The sequence below is a fragment of the Fictibacillus sp. 5RED26 genome (assembly GCF_015903895.1).
GTDB classification, from domain to species: domain Bacteria; phylum Bacillota; class Bacilli; order Bacillales; family Fictibacillaceae; genus Fictibacillus; species Fictibacillus phosphorivorans.
On the sequence record NZ_JACZDU010000001.1, the window covers coordinates 311,647 to 336,682 of the forward strand.

Annotated in this window: 24 protein-coding genes; 19 read left to right on the forward strand and 5 right to left on the reverse strand. The window is 39.7% G+C overall.

Annotation, left to right across the window (positions count from 1 at the left end; all coding sequences use genetic code 11):
- Positions 1-69: 69 nt before the first annotated feature.
- Positions 70-186: a YjcZ family sporulation protein gene (locus IHV10_RS01625; RefSeq protein WP_197127025.1), complete on the reverse strand. Its 117-nt coding sequence runs from the start codon at positions 184-186 to the stop codon at positions 70-72.
- Between the two features lie 207 nt (positions 187-393).
- Between IHV10_RS01625 and IHV10_RS01630 the strand changes: the two genes are divergently transcribed.
- The 3 genes from IHV10_RS01630 to IHV10_RS01640 all read left to right on the forward strand — a co-directional run bounded on the left by IHV10_RS01630 (position 394) and on the right by IHV10_RS01640 (position 3,859).
- Complete coding sequence (locus IHV10_RS01630) at positions 394-939, forward strand: 2'-5' RNA ligase family protein (RefSeq protein ID WP_197127026.1); 546 nt, start codon at positions 394-396, stop codon at positions 937-939.
- Between the two features lie 73 nt (positions 940-1,012).
- Positions 1,013-1,474 (forward strand): large conductance mechanosensitive channel protein MscL, encoded by a 462-nt coding sequence (mscL, locus tag IHV10_RS01635; RefSeq protein WP_197127027.1) that lies wholly within the window; start codon positions 1,013-1,015, stop codon positions 1,472-1,474.
- Positions 1,475-1,567: 93 nt separating this feature from the next.
- Positions 1,568-3,859 (forward strand): helicase C-terminal domain-containing protein, encoded by a 2,292-nt coding sequence (locus tag IHV10_RS01640; protein ID WP_197127028.1) that lies wholly within the window; start codon positions 1,568-1,570, stop codon positions 3,857-3,859.
- Between the two features lie 209 nt (positions 3,860-4,068).
- Here IHV10_RS01640 and IHV10_RS01645 read toward each other — a convergent pair whose 3' ends face one another.
- Positions 4,069-4,764 (reverse strand): class I SAM-dependent methyltransferase, encoded by a 696-nt coding sequence (locus IHV10_RS01645; RefSeq protein ID WP_370629633.1) that lies wholly within the window; start codon positions 4,762-4,764, stop codon positions 4,069-4,071.
- A 119-nt stretch (positions 4,765-4,883) separates the two neighbouring features.
- Here IHV10_RS01645 and IHV10_RS01650 point away from each other — a divergent pair, with 119 nt between their 5' ends.
- Positions 4,884-5,405, forward strand: coding sequence for a GNAT family N-acetyltransferase (locus IHV10_RS01650; protein ID WP_231619396.1), 522 nt, complete (start codon positions 4,884-4,886; stop codon positions 5,403-5,405).
- Positions 5,406-5,520: 115 nt separating this feature from the next.
- Here IHV10_RS01650 and IHV10_RS01655 read toward each other — a convergent pair whose 3' ends face one another.
- On the reverse strand, positions 5,521-6,162 hold the full coding sequence (locus tag IHV10_RS01655) for a class I SAM-dependent methyltransferase (protein ID WP_197127029.1): 642 nt from the start codon (positions 6,160-6,162) through the stop codon (positions 5,521-5,523).
- 266 nt (positions 6,163-6,428) lie between these two features.
- On the opposite strand from IHV10_RS01655, the gene IHV10_RS01660 reads away from it, so the two are divergent.
- Together IHV10_RS01660 and IHV10_RS01665 are read left to right on the forward strand one after the other, a co-directional pair.
- The gene (locus IHV10_RS01660) at positions 6,429-7,997 is read left to right on the forward strand and encodes an AbgT family transporter (RefSeq protein WP_197127030.1); all 1,569 of its coding nucleotides are present in this window, start codon (positions 6,429-6,431) and stop codon (positions 7,995-7,997) included.
- Between the two features lie 22 nt (positions 7,998-8,019).
- Positions 8,020-9,216: a M20 family metallopeptidase gene (locus IHV10_RS01665; protein WP_197127031.1), complete on the forward strand. Its 1,197-nt coding sequence runs from the start codon at positions 8,020-8,022 to the stop codon at positions 9,214-9,216.
- A 57-nt stretch (positions 9,217-9,273) separates the two neighbouring features.
- Here IHV10_RS01665 and IHV10_RS01670 read toward each other — a convergent pair whose 3' ends face one another.
- Positions 9,274-9,555, reverse strand: a complete 282-nt coding sequence (locus IHV10_RS01670) for a hypothetical protein (protein WP_197127032.1) — start codon at positions 9,553-9,555, stop codon at positions 9,274-9,276.
- A 200-nt stretch (positions 9,556-9,755) separates the two neighbouring features.
- Between IHV10_RS01670 and IHV10_RS01675 the strand changes: the two genes are divergently transcribed.
- Positions 9,756-11,180, forward strand: coding sequence for an FAD-binding oxidoreductase (locus IHV10_RS01675; protein ID WP_197127033.1), 1,425 nt, complete (start codon positions 9,756-9,758; stop codon positions 11,178-11,180).
- Positions 11,177-11,749, forward strand: coding sequence for an MFS transporter (locus IHV10_RS01680; protein WP_197127034.1), 573 nt, complete (start codon positions 11,177-11,179; stop codon positions 11,747-11,749). The genes IHV10_RS01675 and IHV10_RS01680 overlap by 4 nt, the downstream gene beginning before the upstream one ends.
- A 241-nt stretch (positions 11,750-11,990) precedes the next feature.
- Here IHV10_RS01680 and IHV10_RS01685 read toward each other — a convergent pair whose 3' ends face one another.
- Complete coding sequence (locus IHV10_RS01685; protein WP_197127035.1) at positions 11,991-12,227, reverse strand: transporter suffix domain-containing protein; 237 nt, start codon at positions 12,225-12,227, stop codon at positions 11,991-11,993.
- A 205-nt stretch (positions 12,228-12,432) separates the two neighbouring features.
- Here IHV10_RS01685 and IHV10_RS01690 point away from each other — a divergent pair, with 205 nt between their 5' ends.
- The 11 genes from IHV10_RS01690 to IHV10_RS01740 all read left to right on the forward strand — a co-directional run bounded on the left by IHV10_RS01690 (position 12,433) and on the right by IHV10_RS01740 (position 24,981).
- Positions 12,433-12,939: an NUDIX hydrolase gene (locus tag IHV10_RS01690; RefSeq protein ID WP_197127036.1), complete on the forward strand. Its 507-nt coding sequence runs from the start codon at positions 12,433-12,435 to the stop codon at positions 12,937-12,939.
- A complete protein-coding gene (locus IHV10_RS01695) occupies positions 12,940-13,341 on the forward strand; it encodes an HIT family protein (RefSeq protein ID WP_197127037.1) in 402 nt (133 codons plus the stop codon).
- Positions 13,342-13,395: 54 nt separating this feature from the next.
- Positions 13,396-14,232, forward strand: a complete 837-nt coding sequence (locus IHV10_RS01700; RefSeq protein ID WP_197127038.1) for an aldo/keto reductase — start codon at positions 13,396-13,398, stop codon at positions 14,230-14,232.
- 307 nt (positions 14,233-14,539) lie between these two features.
- The gene (locus IHV10_RS01705) at positions 14,540-15,202 is read left to right on the forward strand and encodes a type 1 glutamine amidotransferase domain-containing protein (protein ID WP_197127039.1); all 663 of its coding nucleotides are present in this window, start codon (positions 14,540-14,542) and stop codon (positions 15,200-15,202) included.
- Positions 15,203-15,485: 283 nt separating this feature from the next.
- On the forward strand, positions 15,486-16,832 hold the full coding sequence (locus IHV10_RS01710; RefSeq protein ID WP_197128149.1) for an aspartate aminotransferase family protein: 1,347 nt from the start codon (positions 15,486-15,488) through the stop codon (positions 16,830-16,832).
- 9 nt (positions 16,833-16,841) lie between these two features.
- Complete coding sequence (locus tag IHV10_RS01715) at positions 16,842-18,335, forward strand: pyridoxal phosphate-dependent decarboxylase family protein (protein WP_197127040.1); 1,494 nt, start codon at positions 16,842-16,844, stop codon at positions 18,333-18,335.
- Entirely contained in the window at positions 18,332-20,119 is a 1,788-nt protein-coding gene (locus IHV10_RS01720) for an IucA/IucC family protein (protein ID WP_197127041.1), read from the forward strand. Before IHV10_RS01715 ends, IHV10_RS01720 begins: the two co-directional genes overlap by 4 nt.
- Positions 20,120-20,135: 16 nt before the next feature.
- Positions 20,136-20,687, forward strand: coding sequence for a GNAT family N-acetyltransferase (locus IHV10_RS01725; protein ID WP_197128150.1), 552 nt, complete (start codon positions 20,136-20,138; stop codon positions 20,685-20,687).
- The gene (locus IHV10_RS01730) at positions 20,662-22,011 is read left to right on the forward strand and encodes a lysine N(6)-hydroxylase/L-ornithine N(5)-oxygenase family protein (RefSeq protein ID WP_197127042.1); all 1,350 of its coding nucleotides are present in this window, start codon (positions 20,662-20,664) and stop codon (positions 22,009-22,011) included. The genes IHV10_RS01725 and IHV10_RS01730 overlap by 26 nt, the downstream gene beginning before the upstream one ends.
- Entirely contained in the window at positions 21,987-23,192 is a 1,206-nt protein-coding gene (locus tag IHV10_RS01735) for an MFS transporter (RefSeq protein ID WP_197127043.1), read from the forward strand. The genes IHV10_RS01730 and IHV10_RS01735 overlap by 25 nt, the downstream gene beginning before the upstream one ends.
- Complete coding sequence (locus IHV10_RS01740) at positions 23,176-24,981, forward strand: IucA/IucC family protein (protein WP_197127044.1); 1,806 nt, start codon at positions 23,176-23,178, stop codon at positions 24,979-24,981. The genes IHV10_RS01735 and IHV10_RS01740 overlap by 17 nt, the downstream gene beginning before the upstream one ends.
- Positions 24,982-25,036 lie beyond the last annotated feature (55 nt).

Sequence of the window (25,036 nt, forward strand, 5' to 3'; positions counted from 1 at the left end):
AAAGGTTTTCATGCAATTGATCACATTGGGTGAATCAAGGACTCATTTCCTCTAAAGGAAATGAACTGATTAGCACCAGCCGTGTCCGCCGCCGTAACCACCGCACCAACAACACCCAACGATGATTAACAAGATAAATAGAACTACGATTAAAGCGAAGCTGTTTCCGTAAGACTTATATCCCATTTAACCCACCTCCTTCTTTACAATGACAGAATATTAGAGGTACAAGTTAAAGGTTTGGGCGGAATTAGCCCATTTTTTCGGGACAAGAGCGGAATCCTTATTTTATATAGTAATGCATTTACCAAAATGTGGTTTCATGTATAATTACACTAAAACCTACCAAGATTATTGACTTTTATGAACAAAACCATATTTGGAGCTGATAACATGTACGGTGTAATTGCTTATTTAAACAGTGAAACTGAAACAAAGATAAATGAACTTAGGGATGGACTAATAAAAGAAGGAATCGTTGGTCATGGTATGCGGCCACATGTAACTCTTGGTACACATCCAGAAGTAGATATTGAATCGTTTAAGATATCTTTTCAAAATTATTTTAAAGACATTGCTGCTGTACCTCTATTCTTCCCATCTCTAGCCATTTTCTTAAACAGCGGAACACTATATGCAGCACCGACTAAAAACAGTGTGCTGACAGATTTTCATCAGCGTTATCATGACCACTTTAAAAAAGAGATAAACCAACAATCTTTATATATCCCAACTCATTGGGTGCCGCATTGCACGCTCGTAATGGACTTATCACATGAAGACTTAATTAAAGCGTTTGATTATTCGGCAAGGAACCTAGAGCCTTTTCCTTCTACGATTGATAGTGTCGCACTTATACAACTAACGTATGAAGCTGATATATGCATAGATGTGAAGGATATTCTGACTGTGAAATTAAAAAAAGATGACGTGAATTGATATCGGATGACGTTTGAAAGTTGATGCTGTATGGTTATACATATACTAGTCATACAGAAAGGAATTATCGTACATGTGGAACGAATTTAAAACATTTATCATGCGTGGCAACGTGATCGATCTCGCCATCGGCGTAATTATCGGGGCAGCGTTCAGCAAGATCGTCACTTCACTTGTTGATGATGTCATCATGCCTCCGATTGGTCTGTTACTTGGAAAAGTAGATTTCAGCAACCTCTACATAAATTTAGGAAAAGGTAACTATGCCACATTAGCAGATGCGCAAAAGGCGGGAGCCGCAACACTTAATTATGGATTGTTCATTAACACGCTGATCAACTTCTGTATCATTGCATTGGTCATATTTCTGGTAGTAAAGCAGATTAATCGTCTTAAGAGAAAAGAAGAAGTAAAAGCGCCAGATACAAAAGAATGCAAATATTGTTTATCTACAATTCCGCTGAGAGCCGTTAAATGCCAAAGCTGTACGGCAGATTTAAACGATGATGCTGTAGTGAGACAGTCCTCTGAATAAGGGGGCTGTCTTTTATTGTAGGAAAAGTTTATAGAAGCAGTTGTGCTACAATTATTACATAAAAACAAGTGAAAACTAGAGGTAGGTGAAACCATGCCTGAAGCGGTTAAAATCTCTGTACGGTCCTTAGTCGAATATGTATACCGTTCCGGGAGTATTGAATCCGGATTTAAATCAACCTCATCCTTAATAGAAGGAACGAAGGCACATCAAACCATACAAAAAACGTATGAAGAGACCGATAAGGCAGAAGTATTTCTGCAAACGAGCTATCTCCATGAAAACCTTGAATATTGGATAGAAGGCAGATGTGACGGTCTTCTTTTGCGTAATGATATAGTCACGATCGATGAGATCAAATCAACTGCTCGAAATTTAAGTGAGATTACAAGAGATTCCTACCCCGTTCACTGGGCTCAAGCAAAGGTGTATGCCTACATATACATGGAAAGAGAAAATATTGACAAAGTTACGGTCCAGCTGACCTATGTACATATTGATTCTAGTGAGCAGAAGAAATTTCAGGAAGATGTTACTTTTACTGAGCTAGAGAATTTCATGTCTCAACTAATAAAAACGTATGCACCATTCGCTGAATTGCGTCTCGAAAATCAGCAAAAAAGGAACAACAGTATACGAGAATTAGCTTTTCCATTTCCATCATACCGGAATGGTCAACGTAACTTTGCTGGTGCTATCTATAAAACGATTATGGATAAGAAAACTCTATTTGCGAATGCTCCGACTGGTACAGGAAAAACCATTTCGACTCTTTTTCCAGCCGTCAAAGCGATCGGAGAAGAAAAAGCAGAAAAGATTTTTTATTTAACAGCTAAAACACTCAATCGAAAAAACGCAGAAGAAGCACTTTTGTTAATGAAAGAGAAGGGATTGTTTCTCCAAAGCACGACCATCACTGCTAAGGACAAAGTTTGCTTTAAAGAAGAAACTCGGTGCGAACCCTCTTATTGTGAGTTTGCCGATGGATATTTTGACAGGATAAATGGAGCAGTACTTGATATCTTGAAAAATGAGACCGTGATGGATCGAGCAGTAATCTCAGATTATGCACAGAAACACAAAGTTTGTCCGTTTGAATTCTCTGTTGATCTTGCGTATGCTTCAGACAGCGTAATCTGTGATTATAATTATGTATTTGATCCTAGAGTCTCGTTCAAACGTTTGTTTGAAGAACAAAAAAAGCGGACGGTTCTGCTTATGGATGAGGCGCACAATCTAGTGGACAGAGCTCGCGGAATGTATTCTGCAGAGATTATGAAATCGTCATTTTTACAACTTGCGCGTAATTATAAGGGAAAACATGACGGGGTCTGTAATACGGCAAAAGCCGTTAACCAGGAACTTCTTTTGATAAAAAAAGAACATGAAGATAAAGATGTTGCTGTCATAGAATTGAAGGAAAAACTACTTGAGAGTTTAGAAGCTTTCTTAATACAGGCAGAGCAGCTATTAGCCAGTGGTGATAACAGCGAACAACTATTAGAGACTTTTTTTGAAGCGCTGCAATGGTTCAAGATTTCACAATTTTACGATGAACGTTTCGTTACGTTCATCTCGACGTTTAAAAGTGAGGTCAAAGTTCGGCTATTTTGTATGGATCCTTCACAGCTGCTTTTTCAGACTGGTAAGAAATATGGTTCACGCATATATTTTTCAGCAACACTCTCACCACTATCGTATTTTCAAGAAATGCTCGGAGGAGAGAAAGACGATTACATCATTCGGATGCCGTCTCCTTATGAAAAAGAGCAGCTGGATGTATTCGTGCAGCCTCTGTCTACCCGCTTTAGAGATCGGGAAAAAACGATAGATCCAATTGTGGGTATGATCAAAGACTTGGTCGTGAACAGACCAGGCAACTATCTTGTTTTCTTTCCATCCTATCGGTATATGACAGATATATATGAACGAATGTTAGAAGTCGATCCAGACTTTTCGCTCATCGTTCAACATCCTGCTATGAAGGAAGAAGAGCGAGAGACATTTTTAGCTCATTATGACTCTGTAGGTGAGAAATCGCTTGTCGGGCTCGCTGTCATGGGTGGCATCTTTTCTGAAGGAATTGATTTAAAAGGAGATAAACTTACTGGTGCTGTAATCATTGGTGTTGGATTGCCTCAAGTAGGATTAGAGCGTGATACGATGAAGGATTATTTTCAGCGTGCAGGCAAGAATGGTTACGACTTCGCGTACGTGTATCCTGGAATGAATAAAGTACTGCAGGCAGGAGGGCGTGTTATCCGATCAGAAGAAGATCAGGGAACGCTCGTTTTAGTAGATGATCGCTTTCTAACAAGGAAGTATGTAGAGATGCTGCCTGAAGAGTGGCGCGATTTTGTGGTGTTGGATCGGTCGTTTATGTAAGTTGTATTGTGTGTTTTGTCGAAAAGCCTATAAAAGATTTTGAGGGCCTATAAAGTAATTTGAAGGCCTAGAAATAGATTTGAAGGACCATAAAATTGGCTGAAGGCCTATAAAATGAAAACTAGGGCCTAGAAACGAATCACGATAACTATCACACACTTCTTAAGCCATTAAAAAACACTTGGAGACGGAGCTCCAAGTGTTTTTCTTTATTTCCTAAACAACCCTGCATTTAAAAATGGCAAACCGAATGTATCTGCTGGCTGCGTTATTTCCTTCATTTTGCGTAATTCAACCTCTTCAAATTCAAAGAAGACCTCCCGCATCCGCTCAAACGTGTACCCTAATCCTCCTTGCATCGAGCGATCTTTGTACACGTCCATGTCAGGTATATCTAATCCCATGCCCACAGCATCAAAGCACGTAATAGCAAAATGTCCGCCTTCTTTTAAACAGTTGTTTAAAAGGTTCAAATAACTGACACGACGATGGGGAGGCACATGATGGAAGCAGCCGGAATCATAGATGAGATCATACTCTTTGTGTGGTAGGTTAATCTCAAAGATATTTCCTTGCATAAATTTTACTTCAACGCCTTTTTCAACAGCACGTTCACGAGCCCAATCTAGTCCTTCGCTTGAGAGGTCTACAGCATCTACTTCAAACCCGAGTTGAGCTAAGAAGATTGCATTTCGACCAGGACCACATCCAAGTTCTAACACGCGGCCAGGCTGAATCATGCCACGTTCCACGTAGTTCACAAGATTTTCATCTGGAGCGTCAATGAAAAAAGGAATCCTTTTATTTCGATCTTCATAAAAAGAGTTCCAGAACGCGCCTTCATCACGTAAAAGAGAATCTAGCATGTAAAAAACATGTTCATTTTTTGTAATCAAATTTGTCAAATGATCTTCCGCCTTTCTCATTCAAAATGAGTATCTGACTGACTGAGCTATTTACCTCTATTTTACCAAAAAATAGGCTATAATAGGGGTGTTTAAGATAAATAAAGTGAGGTGAAACAATGGATAAAATAGCGGTTACAGAAGGTTTAGTTCTTATGAAAGCTGGTCCAGAAGACGTGAAAGGAATAGCCAGAGTTTGCTCAGAAGGATGGCGTGCAACATATGGATACCTAGAAGATGAAGCGTATGTGAACAGAGTCATCGAAGAATATTATAACGAGAAAAGAATTGAAAAAGAAGTGACCGAGTTCACCGAAGGTTGGCACGGATATTTCGTAGCAAAAGAGGATGGGGAAGTAGTAGGTGCAATCGGCGGTGGAACGATTGGTGAAGAAACAGGTGAGATCTTTGTGTTCTATATGGATCCGAACAAGCGAAACAGGGGAATTGGAACGAAACTGTTAAACTATTACACAGACTATCAGAAGAATTTAGGTATTAAAGAACAATGGCTATCTGCGCAAAAAGATAACGAAAAGGCGATTCCTTTTTATGAAGCAAAAGAGTTTGTAAAACAGTCAGAAAAGAGGAGTGAAGGAAGCGGAAAACACCTGTCTATTCGATATAGGCGAGAAATTTAAGAGCCCCTCAAGCAGAGGAGCTTTTTTTGAACAGATTTTTAAGCTAGCACTCTTTTCCTATCTTGAGCTTCAAACAATTTAAGCAAGCAAATAATCTCTTAAAGCAACGCTGTAATTAGTCTACGATTGCTTTCTTACGTAAAAGCAAGGATTGAAAGTTCATACCTATACCTCGTCCAGCTTCTGTTACAACGTGAAAATCTTGTACGTCGAAAAGAGGAGCAACCACATCAAGTAAATCTTCATCGGTATAAAAGGAGAAGAATCGCTTTGGAATATATGAATCTTCTTGCCACACTCCCTCAGAATCTTTACCGCCGTAAACGCCCATGTAGAATAAACCATCCTCTGATAATACGGTATGAATGTTTTTAAGAACAGCAGGCAGGCTTACCTTTGGAACGTGAAGAAGCGTATTCATCGCCCATACCGCATCAAAAGATTCATCATCATAATGTAGTTTGTAATAATCCATCACTTCTGCTTTTAAACCTTTTGCACGGCACGTTTCTACCATGTTAGGAGAGAGATCGATACATGTTACATCCAAGTGATGTTGAGATAAGTATTTCCCATGTTGACCTGATCCAGCTCCAAGATCAAGAACAGTATGTTGATCATTTTTTGGACTAGATGTAAGAGCGGCAACAAACGCATTTAATTCGTCAATTTTCCAATTCTGAATCTCTGAACGATCACGTGAATCAGCTTGCTCGTTATAGCTTGCTTTCAGACTTTCTTTTAATAAAAGATCCATGGTGTTCTCTCCCTTATCCTTATCTGAAAATCAATTCTCTAAGCAACAATGTATTTATTATAGCGAAAGGTAAGAGTTAGGTAAATTTCAAAATGAAAGAATATTCTGCAAAAGAAAGCCCTTACATCCCTCCCAGTCCTTACACAATCTATTGTCTAGTAAAAAAGTAGTGTTCTATATGACCCCTTGAAACCGAATGATAGAGACGGTAGAATGTGAAGAAATTTATATTTTTTCTGAAAATTCATAACAAAGGGAGGATATCCATGTCACGTTCAGCTCTGAAAGCAGTACCTTCACCAAATACACCAGATCCTGAGAACAGCAAAAAAAATATCTTTAATCGACTGTTGGACTGGGTAGAGAAAAACGGAAATAAGCTTCCGGATGTTCTTACTTTGTTTGTCATCATTACGGCTGTTATCTTGCTAGGTTCATTCATAGCTGGAGTAGCTGGATGGAGTGCAGTAAATCCAGCTAATAATGAAAAAATTACAGCAGTCAACCTTCTGAACGAAGATGGAATCATAAGGATGCTGAGTGAGCTAGTTAGTAACTTTGTGAATTTCCCGCCGCTGGGCCTTGTGCTCGTCGTTATGCTAGGAGTAGGGCTGGCGGAATCAACAGGTTTGATCTCAGCTTTCATGCGAAGGGTTGTATTAGCCTCACCAAAAGCACTCATCTTACCGATCATCATTTTTATAGGAATCGTAGGAAATGCAGCCGCTGATGCCGCTTTAATCGTACTCCCGCCTGTAGCAGCAATGGTGTTTCTCACTCTTGGACGTCATCCGATCGCTGGACTTGCAGCAGCGTATGCAGCAGTTGCTGGTGGATTTAGTGCAAATATCATCATTAGTATGCTCGATGTAATGCTTGCTGGTTTCACAGAGTCAGCAGCTCATCTTCAAGATAAATCGTATACTGCAAATCCTGCTATGAATTACTACTTCATGCTGGCCTCAACTTTTGTGCTAGTACCTGTTGCTGTTTGGGTAACGACAAAGATTGTAGAACCAAGACTAGGGGATTACCAAATTCCTGATGATCTTGAAGTGAAGAAACAAGCCTTAACTTCTGAAGAGAAAAGAGGCTTAAAGTGGGCAACGATCTCCCTATTCATCTATACAACGATCATTCTGCTGGTAACGGTTCCCGAAGGTGCTATGCTTCGCAATCCGAAAACTGGAGAACTGATCGATTCTCCGTTTATGGATTCATTGGTTCCGATCATGCTTCTATTTTTCTTGATTCCAGCAATGGCTTATGGATTCGGTTCTAAGGTCTTGAAAAATGATAAAGACGTAGCCGAACATTTAACAAAAGCGATGAGTGGCATGGGGTACTATATCGTACTTGCTTTTATTGCAGCTCAGATGATTGCTTATTTTAGCTGGAGCAATTTAGGTTCGATCATTGCAATAACAGGTGCAGACTTTCTAAAAGAATCAGGGTTTACGGGACTTCCGTTATTGCTCACATTTATCCTTTTTACAGCTCTTGTAAACTTACTCATAGCTAGTTCTTCAGCAAAATGGGCCATTTTAGGACCTGTATTTGTCCCGATGTTTATGGCTTTAGGTTATAGTCCAGCTTTTACCCAGATGGCATATCGAATTGGTGACTCGATCACCAATACGATAACTCCGATGCTTGCATACTTTGCCATCTTGCTAACTTTTGCAAAAAAGTTTGATAAGAATATGGGCATGGGAACTTTGATTTCCTCATTACTTCCTTATACGATCGCTTATACGATTTTTTGGTGTGTTTTATTTGCTGTCTGGTATGTGCTAGGACTTCCATTAGGTCCTGGCGAATATATAAAAATGTAGATTATAAGAGGAGTGAGCAGGAATGGAACAATTATTTAGCCGTTTGGCAAACTATCAAGATGAAATGGTGGAGATTCGGCGACATCTTCACCAAAATCCTGAACTGTCATTTGAAGAAGTCGAAACACCAGCCTTTATCGCTTCGTATCATGAAAAATTAGGATTAGATGTGCGCACGGGAGTCGGTGGGCGAGGAGTAGTCGCTACATTAAAAGGTGGAAAACCAGGAAAGACAGTTGCACTTCGAGCAGATTTTGATGCACTTCCGATTCAAGAAGAAAATGAATCTCCATACAAATCCAAAGTGCCTGGTGTTATGCATGCTTGTGGACATGACGGCCACACAGCGTCATTACTAGTACTCGCAAAAGTTTTAGCGGAACTGAAGAACGAAGTTGAAGGAACAATCGTGTTCATTCATCAGCATGCTGAGGAACTCGCTCCAGGTGGAGCTATTGCAATGATTGAAGATGGCTGTCTAGATGGTGTGGATGTTATCTACGGAACACATCTTTGGGCAACGATGCCAACAGGAACAATTGGTTATCGAACAGGGCCAGTTATGGCAGCAGCCGATTCGTTCACAATAAAAGTACAAGGTAAAGGTGGCCATGGCGCTCAGCCTCATAAAACAAAAGACAGCATCGTTATTGGTGCACAACTTGTTTCAAATCTTCAACAAATTGTGAGCCGCCGAGTCAATCCATTGGACGCTGCAGTCGTTTCAGTTGGTGCTTTTGAAGCAAAAAATGCATTTAATGTGATCGCGGATACGGCAAAATTAACAGGAACGGTCCGTACATTTAAGGAAGACGTTCGAGTTGCCATCGAGCAGGAGATCGATCGCATCGCAAAAGGAACGTGTCTTGCATCTGATGCTTCCTATGAATATGTATTTAAACGAGGATATCCGGCAGTTGTTAACCATAAAGGCGACACGGAGTTCATAGTGGATGTAGCGAGAAAAGTTCCAGGTGTTATGGAACTCGAAGAAATCGAACCGCAAATGGGTGGGGAAGATTATTCATATTACTTAGAAAGAGTTCCGGGCACGTTCTTTTTTACCGGTGCTCTTGACGAAGTGTGGGAAGAAGTATATCCGCACCATCACCCAAAATTTAGGATTAATGAAGATGCTTTATTAATAGCAGCAAATTTACTTGGGGCTGCAACACTTACTTATCTAAAACAAAATGCTTTAACAAAAGTTTTAAGCTAATTAATAAAAGCATGAAAAAGCTCCCTTACGAGAGGGAGCTTTTTTTATATTCAAGAATTATTCCCAACAGCTGTCAGGAGCGCTTCCGGATCCACCTGTTCCATTTTCACCGGAATCATTTCCATTAGATTGCTTGCACTTCTTAGAAGATTTCTTAGACTTTACAGCAGGACCCTTTTTAGACTTCTTGCGTTTAAGACCATCACCTAAAAGAGATCGTAACGCTTCAACAGTACCAGCTTCAGCACCGTTTTCAGCGGTTACTTCAGCTTCAGTCTCTGTGCCGTTTGCATCTAAGGAATTAAAAGCTTCCAAAAGTTCTTTTCTTTTTTTACCCAATCGTATCACCCCCACTATTACTATATGAAATGCGTAAAAGAGTGCTTGTACGAATCACCATTTTTAAGATGAAGAAGCGTCTAAATTCTTTCGATATTGAAAAATCTACATTTGATTTTCGAAAAAAATTGTTGCCAACCACTTAAGTATCATTTTATAATAAATGTGTAAAATTACACTTTTTACAGTGGGGTGATGTTATGAAAGGAAAGTATCTTTTAATTATGATTTCTTTATATGGAATTGCTTTTTACACAAGCACCTCCATCCATTCACACCAACAACAAACAGTGGTAGTAGAAGATGCGGGAAAACTTTTACCGACAAAAATGAAAGAGGTAAAGAGTTCGCATTCTACAAAAGAACTCCAAAAGTGGGTCAAACAAGAAAAGACGATTTCAATCGCTGGGATGCAGCATAGTCAGGGAGGTCATACTGTCTATCCATATGGAACACTTCTCGACATGAAGAGATACAACGAGATATTGAATTTCAACCCTATAGAAAAAACGATAACGGTTCAAAGTGGCGTGACATGGGCAGATATTCAAAAGAAGATTAATCCGTACGGTCTATCTATTCAAGTCATGCAGTCGCAAAATATTTTTACGGTTGGAGGTGCTCTAAGTGTAAATGTTCATGGACGTGATATAAGGTATGGCTCTCTAATCGATACGGTAAATTCATTTCGCTTACTTAAGCCAGATGGAGAAATCATTTCTGTGAGCCGTGAAGAGAATAGTGAATACTTCTCATACGTGATAGGCGGTTATGGTCTTTTTGGAGTCATACTCGATGTCACACTTCATTTGGCTGAGGATGAACTGTATCAACATCGCATATCCACGATGGATTACCAAGAATACGAAGAGCATTTTAAGGAAAAGGTTAAGAATGATGAGCATGTAAAGATGCATCTTGCTCGTTTATCTGTTGCTCCTAAGACCTTTTTAAAAGAAATGTATGTAACAGACTATGTATTGGCAGAAAATCAAAGGAAGTTAAGTAGATATTCAAAGTTAAATGAAAAAGAAACCGTGGTGCTACCAAAATTTATGTTAGGGATGTCTCGTTATAGTGAAAGGGGAAAAGATGTATTTTGGGAGACACAGAAGAAACACTTTCAAAATAGTAATGGCAGATATCAATCAAGAAATAACGTAATGAGATCAGACAGTACGTTTATGGAATATGAAAATGCCAATCGAACAGAAGTATTGCAAGAGTACTTTGTTCCTGTTGATCAGTTTGCTTCATATATAGACGATCTAAGAAAGGTGTTAGAAAAAGAGGATCTGAACCTGTTGAACATCACGATTCGATACGTTGAGCATGACGAGGATGCTGTATTGTCCTATGCAAAGGATGATATGTTTGCTCTTGTGTTATTGATCAATCAAGGCAGATCTGAAAAAGAGATAAAGAAAACAGAGAAGGTCATTCAGAAGATGATCGACGTAACGTTAGATCACGATGGAAGCTATTACTTACCTTACTATTCATATCCGACAGAAAAACAACTGAAACGAGCATACCCGCGTATCGATGAGTTCTTTGAGAAAAAACGCGAGCTTGATCCTAAGGAACGGTTCAAAAATCTTTTCTACGAGGTGTACTCACAATGAATTATCGTACATTTGTAACAATTCAAAGCCTTTTAATGACAGCAAGCTCAATGGTTTTTCCCTTCTATCTGCTCCTCATCCGTAACATCGGTGACAGCTACTCGCAGTTCGGATTGGCATACGGTCTATTTGCTCTGACTGGAGCACTTGTTCATCCGATAATTGGCAGGCTTTCTGATCAATTTGGTGACCGTACCTTTATTCTTTTACATACATGGGGTATGGCTGGGATGATGCTGATTGTTCCTATCATTGAAACAGTCACTGCTCTCTACTTGGTGCAGATCGTAATGGGGATATTAGGTGCTGTACAAAAAACATCGGAGAAAACCGTCCTAGCAAGGCAATCTGAGGGCGTACAGACGGGGACAAAGATTGGAAGCTATCATTTATGGACAAGTGTATGGGGGGCGATTGCTGTGATGCTGACAGGTTATCTGATAGACTTTTTAACGATAGGAAGCTTGTTCTATATCGCATCATTTCTTTATATGATCGCTGGCGGTCTGATCTTAAAGTCAGTCACCACTACATCCGAAATTCAAGAAAAAAAGCCCGTACAGCTCTAGCTAACGGGCTTTACGTATACATCTGATAGAAAAGCCAGGTAATAACAAAACATTGGATGGCAAGAATTAGAATCCTTTTTGCAGGATGATTTACGCCGTTACCTAATATTCTAGTAAAATAGTTTCAAAGGATATAACAACCAAGAATGTAAAAATAAAGCCTAGAATAAGTTCTTCCATTTCTCCACCTATTTTATTGAGTCTGCAGTTTGAATCAGTTCATCATTCGACGTCAAATCATTTAAGAGAGATCGTCGTCTTTCTTGTCTCTTCTCCAATACTTTTTAATAAAGTTTTTCACAATATCTTTTCCAGCTAATAGCGCACCTAGCCAAAAGAATACTTCTCCACCGATAAATAATCCACTAACAATGGCAGTTTTAAGACCGGCACCGAATGATAAGAACGGTATGACCGGTATTAGAATCCACAAAACAAACGAAAGTATAATAAAAATAATTCCGATTTTCTTTTTCAAAGTAATCTCCTCCGTACCTAATTACAAGTAATACGAAAAAAACGAGATAAAGTTCCCATCTCATTATTCTACCAAATTATTAGAAAATATTCCCACTAACTATTTAATTATTAACTGGGTGACATTTCCAATAAGCTCATAGTTGAAAATGTTTCCAAGTTTGGATAATGTTAAGAGGAAACTGATGTAAAAGGGTGGGGTAATTTTGAAAAAGGAACTTGTATATCAGAGCAGAGATAAAGATGTTGAAGTGTTCGAGGATGAATTTGGAAGTATTACGTTAAAAGAGATACCTTATGAAGCAGCCGTAATGGTCGCGTTAGAGAACGATTCTCTCATATTGATCAGCCAATATCGACCGGCCGTAGATCAAGTTATTATCCAACTTCCAGGTGGTGGAATGAACGAAAATGAAGATCCGATGGAAGCTGCAAAAAGAGAGTTGCTTGAGGAGACGGGTATCGTGTGTGGAGAAACGGTTTTCTTAGGGAGTATACAGCCTAGTGCTTGTTTGAGTAATACGGTTACGCATGTATATTTTACTAAAGATATTGTGGAATACAAATCTCAAATGCTAGAGAAAAAGGAAGCAACGATTCAAGCATTTCATATCCCTATAGAGCGAGCATTCCGAAATATTGAACAAGGAATTTGGAAAGATAGTGAACTTGCACATGGCTTATTATTGGCAAGGCTGAAAGGGTGGATCTAGGTGAGTTGTTTAGGATGTGAATTAGCAAATAGAGTATTACCAATACATACGGTTTATGAAAATGAGTGGGTGCAATGTTTTCTCGATATTGATCCCTTTAATGAGGGGCACACGCTGATTCTTCCTAAAAGACATGTTAAGGAATTAACAGAGCTGACGAATGAAGAAACGAATGCTGTAATGGAAGCTGCAAAATACATATCAAAAAAGCTAGAGAACTGTTTTAACCCTGATGGGATTACGATTAACCAAAATGGGGGTAAGTTTAGTGATCTTACTCATTTTCATATGCATGTGATTCCGAGATATGAAAATGATGGATTTACCTGGAGCGAATCTACGATCATAGATAATGCTCATGAACGTTTAGAAGAAACAGCAGATAAACTTCAAAAAGTTTAATATTTTTTACTTTTATATAAATTGTGCCACAATGTTTACAAGGAGGGATTCAATATGCCAAGCAGTATTCATGATCGTGCAGTTCTACATAATGGTGTTCAAATGCCATGGATTGGATTAGGAGTCTACAAAGCTGAAGATGGTGATGAAGTCATCCAGTCCATAAAATGGGCGATTGATTCAGGTTATAGAAGCATTGATACGGCGAGTCTTTATGACAATGAAGCTGGTGTAGGTCAGGCGATCGCTGAATCAAACGTTCCAAGAGAAGAACTTTTTGTTACAACCAAAGTTTGGAACACCGACCAAGGCTATGAAAAAACCTTATCAGCATTTGATGAAAGTTTAGAGAGACTAGGGCTAGACTATGTGGATCTATACCTTATTCACTGGCCGGTGCCAGGAAAGTATAAAGAAACATGGAAAGCTCTTGAGAAAATTTATAATGAGGGACGAGCTAAAGCGATTGGTGTCAGCAATTTCAAACAGCACCATCTTGAAGATTTGATGAGTGAAGCAGAGATCAAGCCGATGGTGAACCAAGTGGAATACCATCCTCGTTTGTCGCAGGAAAAATTATTGACGTTCTGTAAGGAGCAAGGAATCCAGTTGGAAGCTTGGAGACCTCTTTTAAAAGGAGAAATCTTTGAAGACCCAACATTGGTAGAACTTGCCGATAAATACAATAAGTCAGTTGCTCAAATCATTTTGCGCTGGGATCTTCAGAACGGGGTAGTCACGATTCCTAAATCTGTCACACAGCATCGAATCGAAGAAAATATTGAACTTTTTGACTTTGAACTGACAAATGAAGATATGACGCGTATATCTGCACTAAATCAAGATAAACGTAATGGTGCAGATCCAGATGATCCGGAGTTTTATAAATAGTTTGTATGAAGTGAGTGAAAGTCTTCCTGTTGTTTGGAAGGCTTTTTTAGTTTGGTACTTAAAGGCCCTAAACAAACTTTTATAGTCCTTCAAAATCATTTATAGTCCCTCATGATTAATTTATGGTCCTTCAATAAAACTTATAGGCCCTAAAAATTAGTTTATAGGCTTTTCGACAAATCCATCTTAAATTTCTACAAAACTACCTTACCTACCTTACCTTTAAAACCTTCATTATTTCATCGTGTTTTAAATCATTAGATTCGGGAAAAATGATAAACGTAATGTAATGAAAGGGAGTGTAACAATGACAAAACGAGTATTGATCGTCGTAACGAATCATCAAAACATTGGTAATAATAAGACAGGGCTCTGGTTAGAGGAGTTTGCGGTTCCTTTCAATGAGTTTCGTGACAAAGGATATGATATTACGGTAAAAAGCATTAAAGGTGGAGATGTTCCGCTAGATCCGAACAGCTTAGAAGGTGTAGATAAAGAAACATATAAGGAAGCACTGGCTCAGTTGGAAGGTACTGCAGAACTTACTCCTGATGATGCAACGAGCTATGACGCGATCTATCTACCTGGCGGGCATGGTACCGTTTTTGATTTCCCGAAAAGTGACGCATTAAAAGAAGTAGTAAGTCAGATGGCACAAACAAATAAAGTAATCGGAAGTGTCTGTCATGGACCTGCAGGACTTACAACAGCAACGCTTAAAGATGGTACACCTATCGTAAAAGGTAAAACGGTTACAGCATTTACGGATGAAGAAGAAGAAGAGATGCAGCTGACGAAAGAAGTACCGTTCTTACTCGAAACAAAGCTTCGTGAACTTGGAGCAGAGTTTCAACGGGCAGGAAAATGGGAAGATTTTGCGGTAACAGACGGCACACTTGTTACAGGACAGAATCCTCAATCGAGTAGAAGTGTAGCACTTCGAATGATTGAAGTGTTGGATAAACAATAAAAGATGAACGGAAGCGACTGGCCGAGGCTGGTCGTTTTTTTTGTAAAAAAATATCACTGATTATCAATTATCAATGAATCTTCTTAAGAAATTCGTTTAAACAGGAACAAATACAAGGACTTAAGACCTACTACTCATACCCAGTGCTAAAAATAACTGGAAAGAATTTAGGGACAATTTATCATTGACGATGATAATCATTATCAATTAAGGTTATACATGTAATCAATAATGAGAATCATTTTCACTGATGTGTCGGATAATCCACTAGGAGGAATAAATGATGAGCATGCTACAAATAGAGATGAATGAAAAATATCTAAAACAACAAGAAAAAAGAGAGTCTAACGCAAGATCTTATCCACGTCGTATTCCAATCGCAATTGAAGAAGCGGAAGGAATCTATGTAAAAGATGCTGATGGGAAGACATATATTGACTGTCTGGCAGGAGCAGGAACACTTGCGCTAGGGCATAATCATCCGGTAGTGATAGACGCTATTGAGAAAGTGCTTCATGACAAGCGCCCTTTACATACACTGGATTTAACAACGCCAGTAAAAGAGGAATTTGTAAGTGAAGTGTTTGATAGTTTACCAGAAGAATTCGCAAAACGTGCAAAGATTCAATTCTGCGGACCGACTGGCGGAGATGCCATCGAAGCAGCGATCAAGCTTGTAAAAACAGCAACTGGTAGAAGAAGCATCCTATCTTTCCAAGGAGGCTATCATGGCGCTACGCACGGAACGATGGCGCTATCTGGTAACTTAGGGCCGAAACAGAGCGTGCAAGGCTTGATGCCAGATGTACACTTTATGCCATATCCATATGAATATCGCTGCCCGTTCGGAATGGGTGGAGAAGATACGTGGAGAATCAGCGCTAACTATATTGAGAATCTTTTATATGATCCAGAAAGCGGAATCCTTCCTCCAGCGGCCATGATTTTAGAAGTTGTACAAGGAGAAGGTGGATCTATTCCTGCGCCAGTTGAGTGGCTGCGTGAGATCCGCCGCATCACGAAAGAGCGTAACATTCCATTAATCATTGACGAAGTGCAAACAGGTATCGGACGCACTGGTGAACTATTTGCCTTTCAACATGCTGGAATTACTCCGGATGTAGTCGTTCTGTCTAAAGCGATCGGTGGAAGCTTGCCTTTATCTGTTGTGATCTATGATCGTGAACTGGATAAATGGGGACCTGGTGCGCATATCGGAACGTTCAGAGGAAACCAGATGGCTATGGCAGCTGGAACAGCAACACTGCGTCATATTAAAGAAAACAACTTATCACAGCATGCTGCTGAACTTGGCGAGAAACTTATGCTTGAACTTTCAATCCTACAAAATGAAATTCCTGAGATCGGTGATGTTCGAGGCCGAGGTTTGATGGTAGGGGCAGAAATTGTGAACCCGCGCATTCCAACTGGATTAAAAGGAACATATGCAGCAAACTCTGAACTCGCTAGCCGCATTCAACGAGAATGCTTTAACAGAGGATTGATCTTAGAAGTAGGCGGAAGGCATGGCAGCGTTGTCCGATTCTTGCCACCGCTTATCATTACAGAGGAACAACTGGATGAAGTAATCGCAATTTTCACAGATGCGGTAAGAGCCGCACTAAAATAGAGGTGCTAGATGAATACAACTGATTTTGATCGCTTTTTTCTTAACGATAGCGGAGCGGGGATACAAAGTTTTCAGCAAACCATTCTTGAAACTCAGCATCTGTTAAGTGGATTTTATAAAGATAATTCAGATGCTTATAACGGTTTATTTCCTACTGAGATCGAGACAGAGATAAATGAACTATCTCTCACTTCGAGTGACGGAGAAGAACCGTTAACCGTACTAAAAGATGTTATGGAGAAAATTGTGAGAAACAGCATACATGTTTCTCATCCGACGAGCATGGGACACCTACATTGTCCACCTCTTATCCCAGCCATTGCAGCTGAATTGATCATCGGAGCACTAAATCAATCAATGGATTCTTGGGATCAAAGCTCAACGGCTACTTATTTAGAAGAGAGATTGATCAAATGGGTAAGTAACAAGCTTATCCTTTCATCTTCAGCAGATGGGACATTTACGAGTGGTGGTACTCAATCGAACTATATGGGGCTTCTACTCGCTCGTGATTTCTTTTGTGATAAACGATGGGGATGGAATGTAAAAGTTCACGGATTGCCACCAGAGTCGCATAAGCTTCGTATCTTATGTTCAGAAGATGCTCACTTTACCGTGAAGAAGTCAGCGTTTCAACTTGGACTAGGTGAACAGGCAGTCGTAACGGTTGAAACGGATGAACATAAAAAGATGAATACTGCTAAATTAAGGGAAGAAATTGAGCGCTTGAGAAGTGGTGGACTTGTCCCGATGTGTATAGTTGCAACGGCCGGGACAACGGATTTCGGCAGTATCGACCCGATTCAAGAGGTTGCAGCTATTGCTCAAAACCATGGATTATGGCTTCATGTTGATGCAGCTTACGGGGGTGCGTTACTTCTTAGTAAAAAGCATTTTCATAAGTTAACAGGAATTGAGCGAGCAGATTCCATTACGATAGACTTTCATAAGCAGTTTTATCAACCGATAAGCTGTGGAGCTTTCTTCGTAAAAGATAGAGCAAATTTCAAATATATTGCACATCATGCAGACTATTTGAATCCTGAGAACGACGAACAAGATGGACTCGTTCACCTAGTGAGCAAATCGGTTCAAACGACAAGGCGTTTTGACGCGTTGAAGCTCTTCATGTCATTACGAATCGTTGGCGAAAAGAACTTCGCCAGCATGATTGATTATACGCTTCATCTTGCGAATCAGGCAGCAGGGGTAATGGATCAGAACCCACAGATTGAAGTGTGTAACGTAAATCCCGAAATTAATGCTATTGTATTTCGTTATACTGACGCACCAACTGATTCATTAGATGAACTGAATACCTATATCTACAAAAAAATTCTTCATACAGGAACAGCTTTAGTCGCGAAAACAAAAGTGAAGGATGAAGTCTTTTTAAAGTTTACTTTACTGAATCCACGTACAACAATCGTGGATATTGAAGATATTCTTCATAGCATTACTCAATTTGCAGCAGAGTACGAAAACAGGGGGATCACCCAATGACAAATCATAAACAACAAGCAGAAAATGCGAGCATACAGAGCTTTTTAAATTGTTATCTTCGAGAAACACAAGCATTTGTTACCTTTGAAGATACGGTTGATCATTTAGGATGGAGTGGGGAGACGCCGGACAGATGGGTGAAGATTGAACTTAGGAATCAAGGTTCAGCGATCTTTGCGGCAATCAAGCATTGGTCTTTAACAGGCAGACATTTGTTTCACTTTCCTATTCTTTATCAAAACAATGAAAACGTGATAACACTCGATTACATTTCACTTGTTGCCATTCTTTCAAAAGAATTGTTGCTAAAACAAGATCGTGAGGATGCAGAAGATGAATTGATGCTGCGGACGATTTTAAGTAAAAAGAACATACAACGGTACCTAGAAGCACGTGAAGGTGACTCCGTGAATTTAGAAAGCAGTGAGTTTACATTCATTGAAGCAGAGCAGTCCCTTTTGTTTGGTCATCTGCTTCACCCGACTCCAAAAAGCAAGCAAGGCATGAGTGATGAAGAGGAATCTCTCTATTCCCCAGAACTTAAGGGAACGTTCCAGCTCCATTTCTTTCAAGCGGACAAGTCGATCGTCGATCAGGATACTGCAGATGAAGTGACAGCAGAAGAAATAACTCGGACGCTACTACAACGGGATGAGGAGTTCGGCAAACAGATAGAGATTAGTGATGAGTCAGTCTTCATACCTGTTCATCCTTTACAAGTTCAAGTTCTACTGAATGATACGTTTGTTCAAACTTTAATCAAAGACGGTAAGTTGAGCTACATCGGTCCATTCGGTGAGCTGTTCTCGGCAACATCATCAATGCGTTCTGTTTACAGCCACAATTTTAAATATATGTTCAAGTTCTCTGTACCTGTGAAGATTACAAATTCACTGCGCGTTAATCTTGAAAAAGAACTGCATAGAGGGGTAGAAGTTTCTCGACTCATGCAATCGATAATCGGACAAGAGATGAAGGAGATCTACCCATCGTTTCAGATCATAAAAGATCCGGCATTCTTAAATATCCCTACAAATAAAGAGACATCTGGATTTGAAGTGGTGATCAGAGAGAATCCTTTTTACGAGAATGATAGAAATGCAAGTTTAGTAGCAGGTCTTTGTCAGGACCACGGTTTTGGAGGGAACTCTAGAATTGCTTCAATCATTCATGACATCGCTCAAAGAGAGAACAGAACGACAGAAGAAGTCAGTAAAGATTGGTTCCAGCAATATTTATCAATCGCTCTAGATCCGATGCTGTGGCTGTACGAAAGATACGGTGTAGCACTTGAAGCGCATCAGCAGAACTCGATCGTCCAAATGGAGAATGGCTATCCGAAGCGTTTTTATTACCGTGATAATCAAGGTTACTATTATAGCGAATCAAAAGCTGATCTGCTCGTTGAACAGCTTCCAAGCCTAAATCGTAAGAGTGTAACGATCTGCAGTGACGATGTCGCGATCGAACGGTTCCGTTATTATTTCTTCATGAACCATCTCTTTGGTCTCATCAACGGATTTGGAACCGCAAATCTTGTCGCAGAAGAAGAACTTATGGACATGCTACGTCATCGTTTGAAACACCATGATACGTTAACAGACGGAAAGTCAGGCCTGATCAGAAGCTTACTAGATGCGGAAGAACTTCCGTGTAAAGCGAACTTACTTACTCGTTTTCATGATATGGATGAGCTTGTTGGTTCTCTGGAAACACAGTCTGTCTACACAAAGATCCCAAACCCATTACAAAAGGTGATGAAAACAGATGCAGCCAGAATTTAGTTTCTATGATCACACCATCCAAAAGACGTTATCGTATGTAAAAGTAGATTTGGAGCGGGATGTATCACTTCTCCATAAGTGGCAGCAGCAACCGTATGTGATTCCATACTGGAAACTGGATGTCTCGTTTGAAGAATACAGAAAGCATTTAGAAACTTTCCTGGCTGATCAGCATCAAACGCTGTATATGGGATTAATAGATGGAGTTCCGATGAGCTATTGGGAAGCATACTGGGTAAAAGGAGATGTGGTAGAGAAGAGCTATGATCCACATCCTAAAGACCAGGGAATTCATCTTTTGATCGGAGAAGAATCTTTTATTGGGAAGGGTTACGCACTTCCCTTATTACGTGCCATCGTACATTATCAGTTTTTATCAAAAGGGACTGAGAAAGTAATCGCTGAACCTGATATTCAAAATGAGAAGATGATACATGTGTTTGAAAGGTGCGGCTTTGAAAAAGTGAAGCCGATCGAATTGCCGGATAAGACCGGGATGCTCATGTATTGTCATAGAGAAACGTTCGAGAGGAGATGGAGAGATGTCTTTCAAACCATCACAACATAAAGAGATATATGACATCATCGGTGTCGGCATCGGTCCATTCAACCTTGGGCTAGCGGCTATGCTAGATGAAACAGAAGGTAAAAAAGCGCTCTTTTTTGAAAAGAAAACAGAATTCAACTGGCATAAAGGAATGCTGATTGATGGTACGACACTACAAGTACCATTCTTTGCAGATCTAGTTAGTATGGCTAATGTGAGAAGCAAATACACGTTTCTAAACTATCTGCAGAAACATGATAGACTATACCACTTTTATTTTTTAGAGAACTTTCATATCCCGAGAAAAGAATACAACCACTATTGCCGTTGGGTAGCGAGTCAGCTTGATTCTTGCTCATTTGGTATGGGAGTTGAACACATTCAGCCGGTTGAAGATGCGGAGAGTTCGGTATACGAAGTGATTGTAGAGTCTTTAGAAACCGGGGAAACACAGACGTACTATACGAAGCATCTTGCTGTCGGCATCGGTACGATTCCATCAATACCTTCGCATATAGAGAAGAAACTTGGTGCAAAGGTCATCCACTCTTCACAATACTTAGATCGAAAAGAAGAGATTCTTAACGCAAATTCAGTTACAGTCGTCGGTTCTGGTCAGAGTGCAGCAGAAGTGTTTTATGATTTAGCGCAGCATCAGGATAATGACTCTTATTCTTTAAACTGGTTCACGCGATCAAAAGGATTTTTCCCGATGGAATATTCGAAGCTTGGTCTTGAATATTTTTCGCCCGATTATACGAATTTCTTTTACAACCTCCCTTCTTCAAAGAAGGATGAGCTTTTGAAAAAGCAAGACCTTCTCTACAAAGGGATCAGCATGGACACGATCGCGGATATTTATGATCTGCTTTATGAAAAATCAGTTGGACAACATAAACCTGATATTCACCTACAGGCGATGACCGAACTTGTTCATCTTGAAAGAAGTGAAGATACTCACTTGCTTACACTTCGTCAGAACGTTACAGGAGAAGTGTTTGAATTGAAATCTGATGTCATCGTGTTAGGGACAGGCTATGCTCCAGCATTTCCGCATTTCTTAATGAAGATGCAGGATCAGATTCAATGGGATTCTAAGAATCGCTATCAGATTACTAGTGATTATCGTTTGGAGACAAAGGGTCTGCAAAATAACCACATCTTTATTCAAAACGGAGAGCTTCATACTCATGGTGTAGGTGCTCCAGATCTTGGTCTTGGCGCACATAGAAACGCAGTTATTATCAATACGCTTTTTGAGAAGGAAATGTATCCTGTTACTACAAAAAATGTGTTTCAGAATTTTGGAACGGAACCTTCATGGAAACCAGCAACCGTTCGTTAAACCTTTTTTTATTAAGCTGTGTCTTTCTATTCGTATGCACAGAAGTATTACTATCGCCTTTTTATCCTCAATTTTTTAAAAAGGTATATGGCATAAATGATCCGGACCTGACAGGGTTCTACATTATGACGTGCAGACTCGTCGTTGTAGTCTTTACTCCGATCTGGGGATTGATCGCCCACAAAAGTAATAACAGCTCTACCTTATTAATCATCGGACAATGGGGAACAGGAATTTCTTGCTTTCTGATGGCGATCTCACAAAGCTTTGAAATGTTTGTAGCAGCGAGTGTACTTTTATTGATCTTTAAGAGCAGCTACTTTCTGTTGTATACCATTTTAATCTCTGAGAATCGAAATTCTACAACAGGGGCAGCAGCCAGCTATCATGCCGTTTTACAAGGTGCGATCGTTACAGCGACTATTCTGTCTGGATGGGTTATAGGAATGGATAATCCTTTACTGATCTTTTGGATCGTTGGAATTATTGAATGTTTAATGGCAGTTTTTAGCCTGTTTTTCTTAAAAAAAGTAAACAAAAACGTAATTGTAGAATCAGATTTAGAACAAACAAATCATCGAAGCTTAATAACTCAATTCTTGTTTTTTGGAATCATCGTTTTAACGCTTCATCTTGCAGTAAATATGATTCGGCCATTTTTTACAATATACACGGAAAATGTCTACAGCACGAATACGATGATGAGCAGTTGGTTGTATTTGATTCCGAGTCTGATGGCAATCGTCACATTGCCTCTCACAAAAAAATACAGTGAACGGTTAGGATGGTACGGCTATGTTGGTGCGGCGAGCATGATTATTGTCGGTTTGTTTCTTCAAGGAATCGAAACGAGTATCGCGGGACTCATCTTTTTCCGCTGTATGTTCGGTATAGGTGCTGCTTGGTGTCTTGCAAAAATAGACGTATTTATCTTTAAGTGGAGTGTTAATATGCATGGAGACTATAGCAAAATCTCAGCGATTCAAAATGTAGGGTTGCTGCTAGCTCCAGTCGCGGCATCATCCATCGTTAACACCCGTTCAATATCAGCCGTATTTACTTTTGCTAGTTTGTTCGTTGTTCTCCACTTACTCATTTTCTTATGGGGAACGTACTCGAGAGAAAGAAACAAAGGAAAATTGCACTTACATAAGGAGGAAGAACATGCTTTATATAAATGAAACAGAGTCCATGCTAAAAAAAGATACGTGGGAAAAAGTGAACAAAAATTTGTTAGCTAAGATGTTTGCAGAATATATGTATGAAGAGATGATTTTCCCAGAGCAAGAAGATGAGGGATACATTTTTACAGTGAACGAAGAACGCAAATATCGTTTTACTGCCCAAAAACGTTTATTTGAAAGCTTTGATGTAGATCCGGAATCAATCGAAGTGCTTGAGAATGGTGAATGGAAATCTGCAATCCATGCGATTCGCTTTTTGATGGATATTCAGCCGATGATCGGCATGTCCTCCGAAACAGCGGGTCACCTTATCAAGGAACTAAACCATACACTTATTGCCGATGCGAATCTTTTAAACAATCATAAAAGAACGTCTGACCAATTAGTAGATCTTGATTATGCCGAGCTTGAGGGAGAGATGTCAGGTCATCCATGGATCACGTACAACAAAGGTCGTATCGGTTTTGGATTCGATGACTATAACAAATACGCTCCTGAAAATCAGAATGAAACAAAGCTGTTCTGGATTGCCGTTCATCGCGATCGTGCTCAGTTTCAATCTGTACAAGAACTTCATTATGAAAAACTTTTAATGAGAGAACTAGATGGTGTTCTTGTTCAGCGCTTTAATGAGATTTTACGAGAGAACGGGAAATTACCGCTAGATTATTATTTTATGCCAGTACATGAATGGCAATGGAATAACGTTTTAGTTCAAAATTTTGCTGAGGATCTAGCGACAGGCATGATTGTTCCTTTAGAAGAAGGAACGGATCATTACTTGCCACAACAGTCTGTTCGAACGTTTGTTAATGTGACAAACCCGCTGAAATCTCATGTCAAGCTTCCGATGAGTATTTTAAACACGCTTGTGTATCGTGGACTTCCGTCAGAACGAACACTGATCGCACCTCGCGTTACAGAGCACATCAAAGGAATTTTTGAAGGTGACAGTTTCTTACGTGACGAATGTGAAGTGGTCCTTCCGGGAGAGGTTGCGAGCATTAATGTAGATCACCCTCACTATAGCCAGCTAAAAGGAGCACCTTATCAATATCTGGAGATGTTAGGAACAATCTGGCGTGAAAGTATCTACACGTATCTAAAAGACGGTGAACAACCGATCACGCTTGCCGCACTTCATCATGTTGATGGAAACGGAAAGCCTTATGTACAAAGTCTTATTGAAAAGTCTGGGTTAACTGCTGACGAATGGATGAAGAAGTTCTTTGGTGTTGTGATGCCACCGTTGCTTCATTTCCTTTATCAATATGGAACAGTCTTTTCACCGCATGGTCAGAACACGATACTGATCTTAAAAGACTACCAGCCTGAGAGGTTAGCAGTAAAAGATTATGTAGATGACGTGAATATTTCAGATCAGCCATTCAAAGAGTTAGAGAGTGTAACAGAGGAGCTGCGCGCTGTATTACGAAGTGAACCACCTGAAGGTTTAACGCAATTTATTTTCACGGGACTATTTATCTGTCATCTGCGTTATCTCTCAAACGTAATGGTACGTAACGGTTTAATAGAAGAAAAAGCATTCTGGTCACATTTGGTAGACAGTATTGAATCGTACCAAGCAAGATTCTCACATCTAGAAGATCGTTTTAAGCTGTTTGATTTCTTTAAGCCAGAGCTTACAAAGCTATGTTTGAACCGAAATAGAATGGTAGATTACGGTTATGGAGATGGAGATGACCGTCCACATGCCTCTGAGTTTGGAAAAGTACGAAATGCACTTTATGAAATTCGCAAAAACAAAGAGATGGCTGTTCAATAATTAGAAAATGAGGACTTCCCTGGTAAACGGGAAGTCCTTTTTTTGTGCTTTTAGG

Coding starts and splice junctions, on each gene's coding strand:
- IHV10_RS01625 (WP_197127025.1), bottom strand. CDS start 186: ATGGGATATAAGTCTTACGGAAACAGCTTCGCTTTAATCGTAGTTCTA.
- IHV10_RS01630 (WP_197127026.1), top strand. CDS start 394: ATGTACGGTGTAATTGCTTATTTAAACAGTGAAACTGAAACAAAGATA.
- mscL (WP_197127027.1), top strand. CDS start 1,013: ATGTGGAACGAATTTAAAACATTTATCATGCGTGGCAACGTGATCGAT.
- IHV10_RS01640 (WP_197127028.1), top strand. CDS start 1,568: ATGCCTGAAGCGGTTAAAATCTCTGTACGGTCCTTAGTCGAATATGTA.
- IHV10_RS01650 (WP_231619396.1), top strand. CDS start 4,884: ATGGATAAAATAGCGGTTACAGAAGGTTTAGTTCTTATGAAAGCTGGT.
- IHV10_RS01655 (WP_197127029.1), bottom strand. CDS start 6,162: ATGGATCTTTTATTAAAAGAAAGTCTGAAAGCAAGCTATAACGAGCAA.
- IHV10_RS01660 (WP_197127030.1), top strand. CDS start 6,429: ATGTCACGTTCAGCTCTGAAAGCAGTACCTTCACCAAATACACCAGAT.
- IHV10_RS01665 (WP_197127031.1), top strand. CDS start 8,020: ATGGAACAATTATTTAGCCGTTTGGCAAACTATCAAGATGAAATGGTG.
- IHV10_RS01675 (WP_197127033.1), top strand. CDS start 9,756: ATGAAAGGAAAGTATCTTTTAATTATGATTTCTTTATATGGAATTGCT.
- IHV10_RS01680 (WP_197127034.1), top strand. CDS start 11,177: ATGAATTATCGTACATTTGTAACAATTCAAAGCCTTTTAATGACAGCA.
- IHV10_RS01700 (WP_197127038.1), top strand. CDS start 13,396: ATGCCAAGCAGTATTCATGATCGTGCAGTTCTACATAATGGTGTTCAA.
- IHV10_RS01705 (WP_197127039.1), top strand. CDS start 14,540: ATGACAAAACGAGTATTGATCGTCGTAACGAATCATCAAAACATTGGT.
- IHV10_RS01710 (WP_197128149.1), top strand. CDS start 15,486: ATGAGCATGCTACAAATAGAGATGAATGAAAAATATCTAAAACAACAA.
- IHV10_RS01715 (WP_197127040.1), top strand. CDS start 16,842: ATGAATACAACTGATTTTGATCGCTTTTTTCTTAACGATAGCGGAGCG.
- IHV10_RS01720 (WP_197127041.1), top strand. CDS start 18,332: ATGACAAATCATAAACAACAAGCAGAAAATGCGAGCATACAGAGCTTT.
- IHV10_RS01730 (WP_197127042.1), top strand. CDS start 20,662: ATGTCTTTCAAACCATCACAACATAAAGAGATATATGACATCATCGGT.
- IHV10_RS01735 (WP_197127043.1), top strand. CDS start 21,987: ATGGAAACCAGCAACCGTTCGTTAAACCTTTTTTTATTAAGCTGTGTC.
- IHV10_RS01740 (WP_197127044.1), top strand. CDS start 23,176: ATGCTTTATATAAATGAAACAGAGTCCATGCTAAAAAAAGATACGTGG.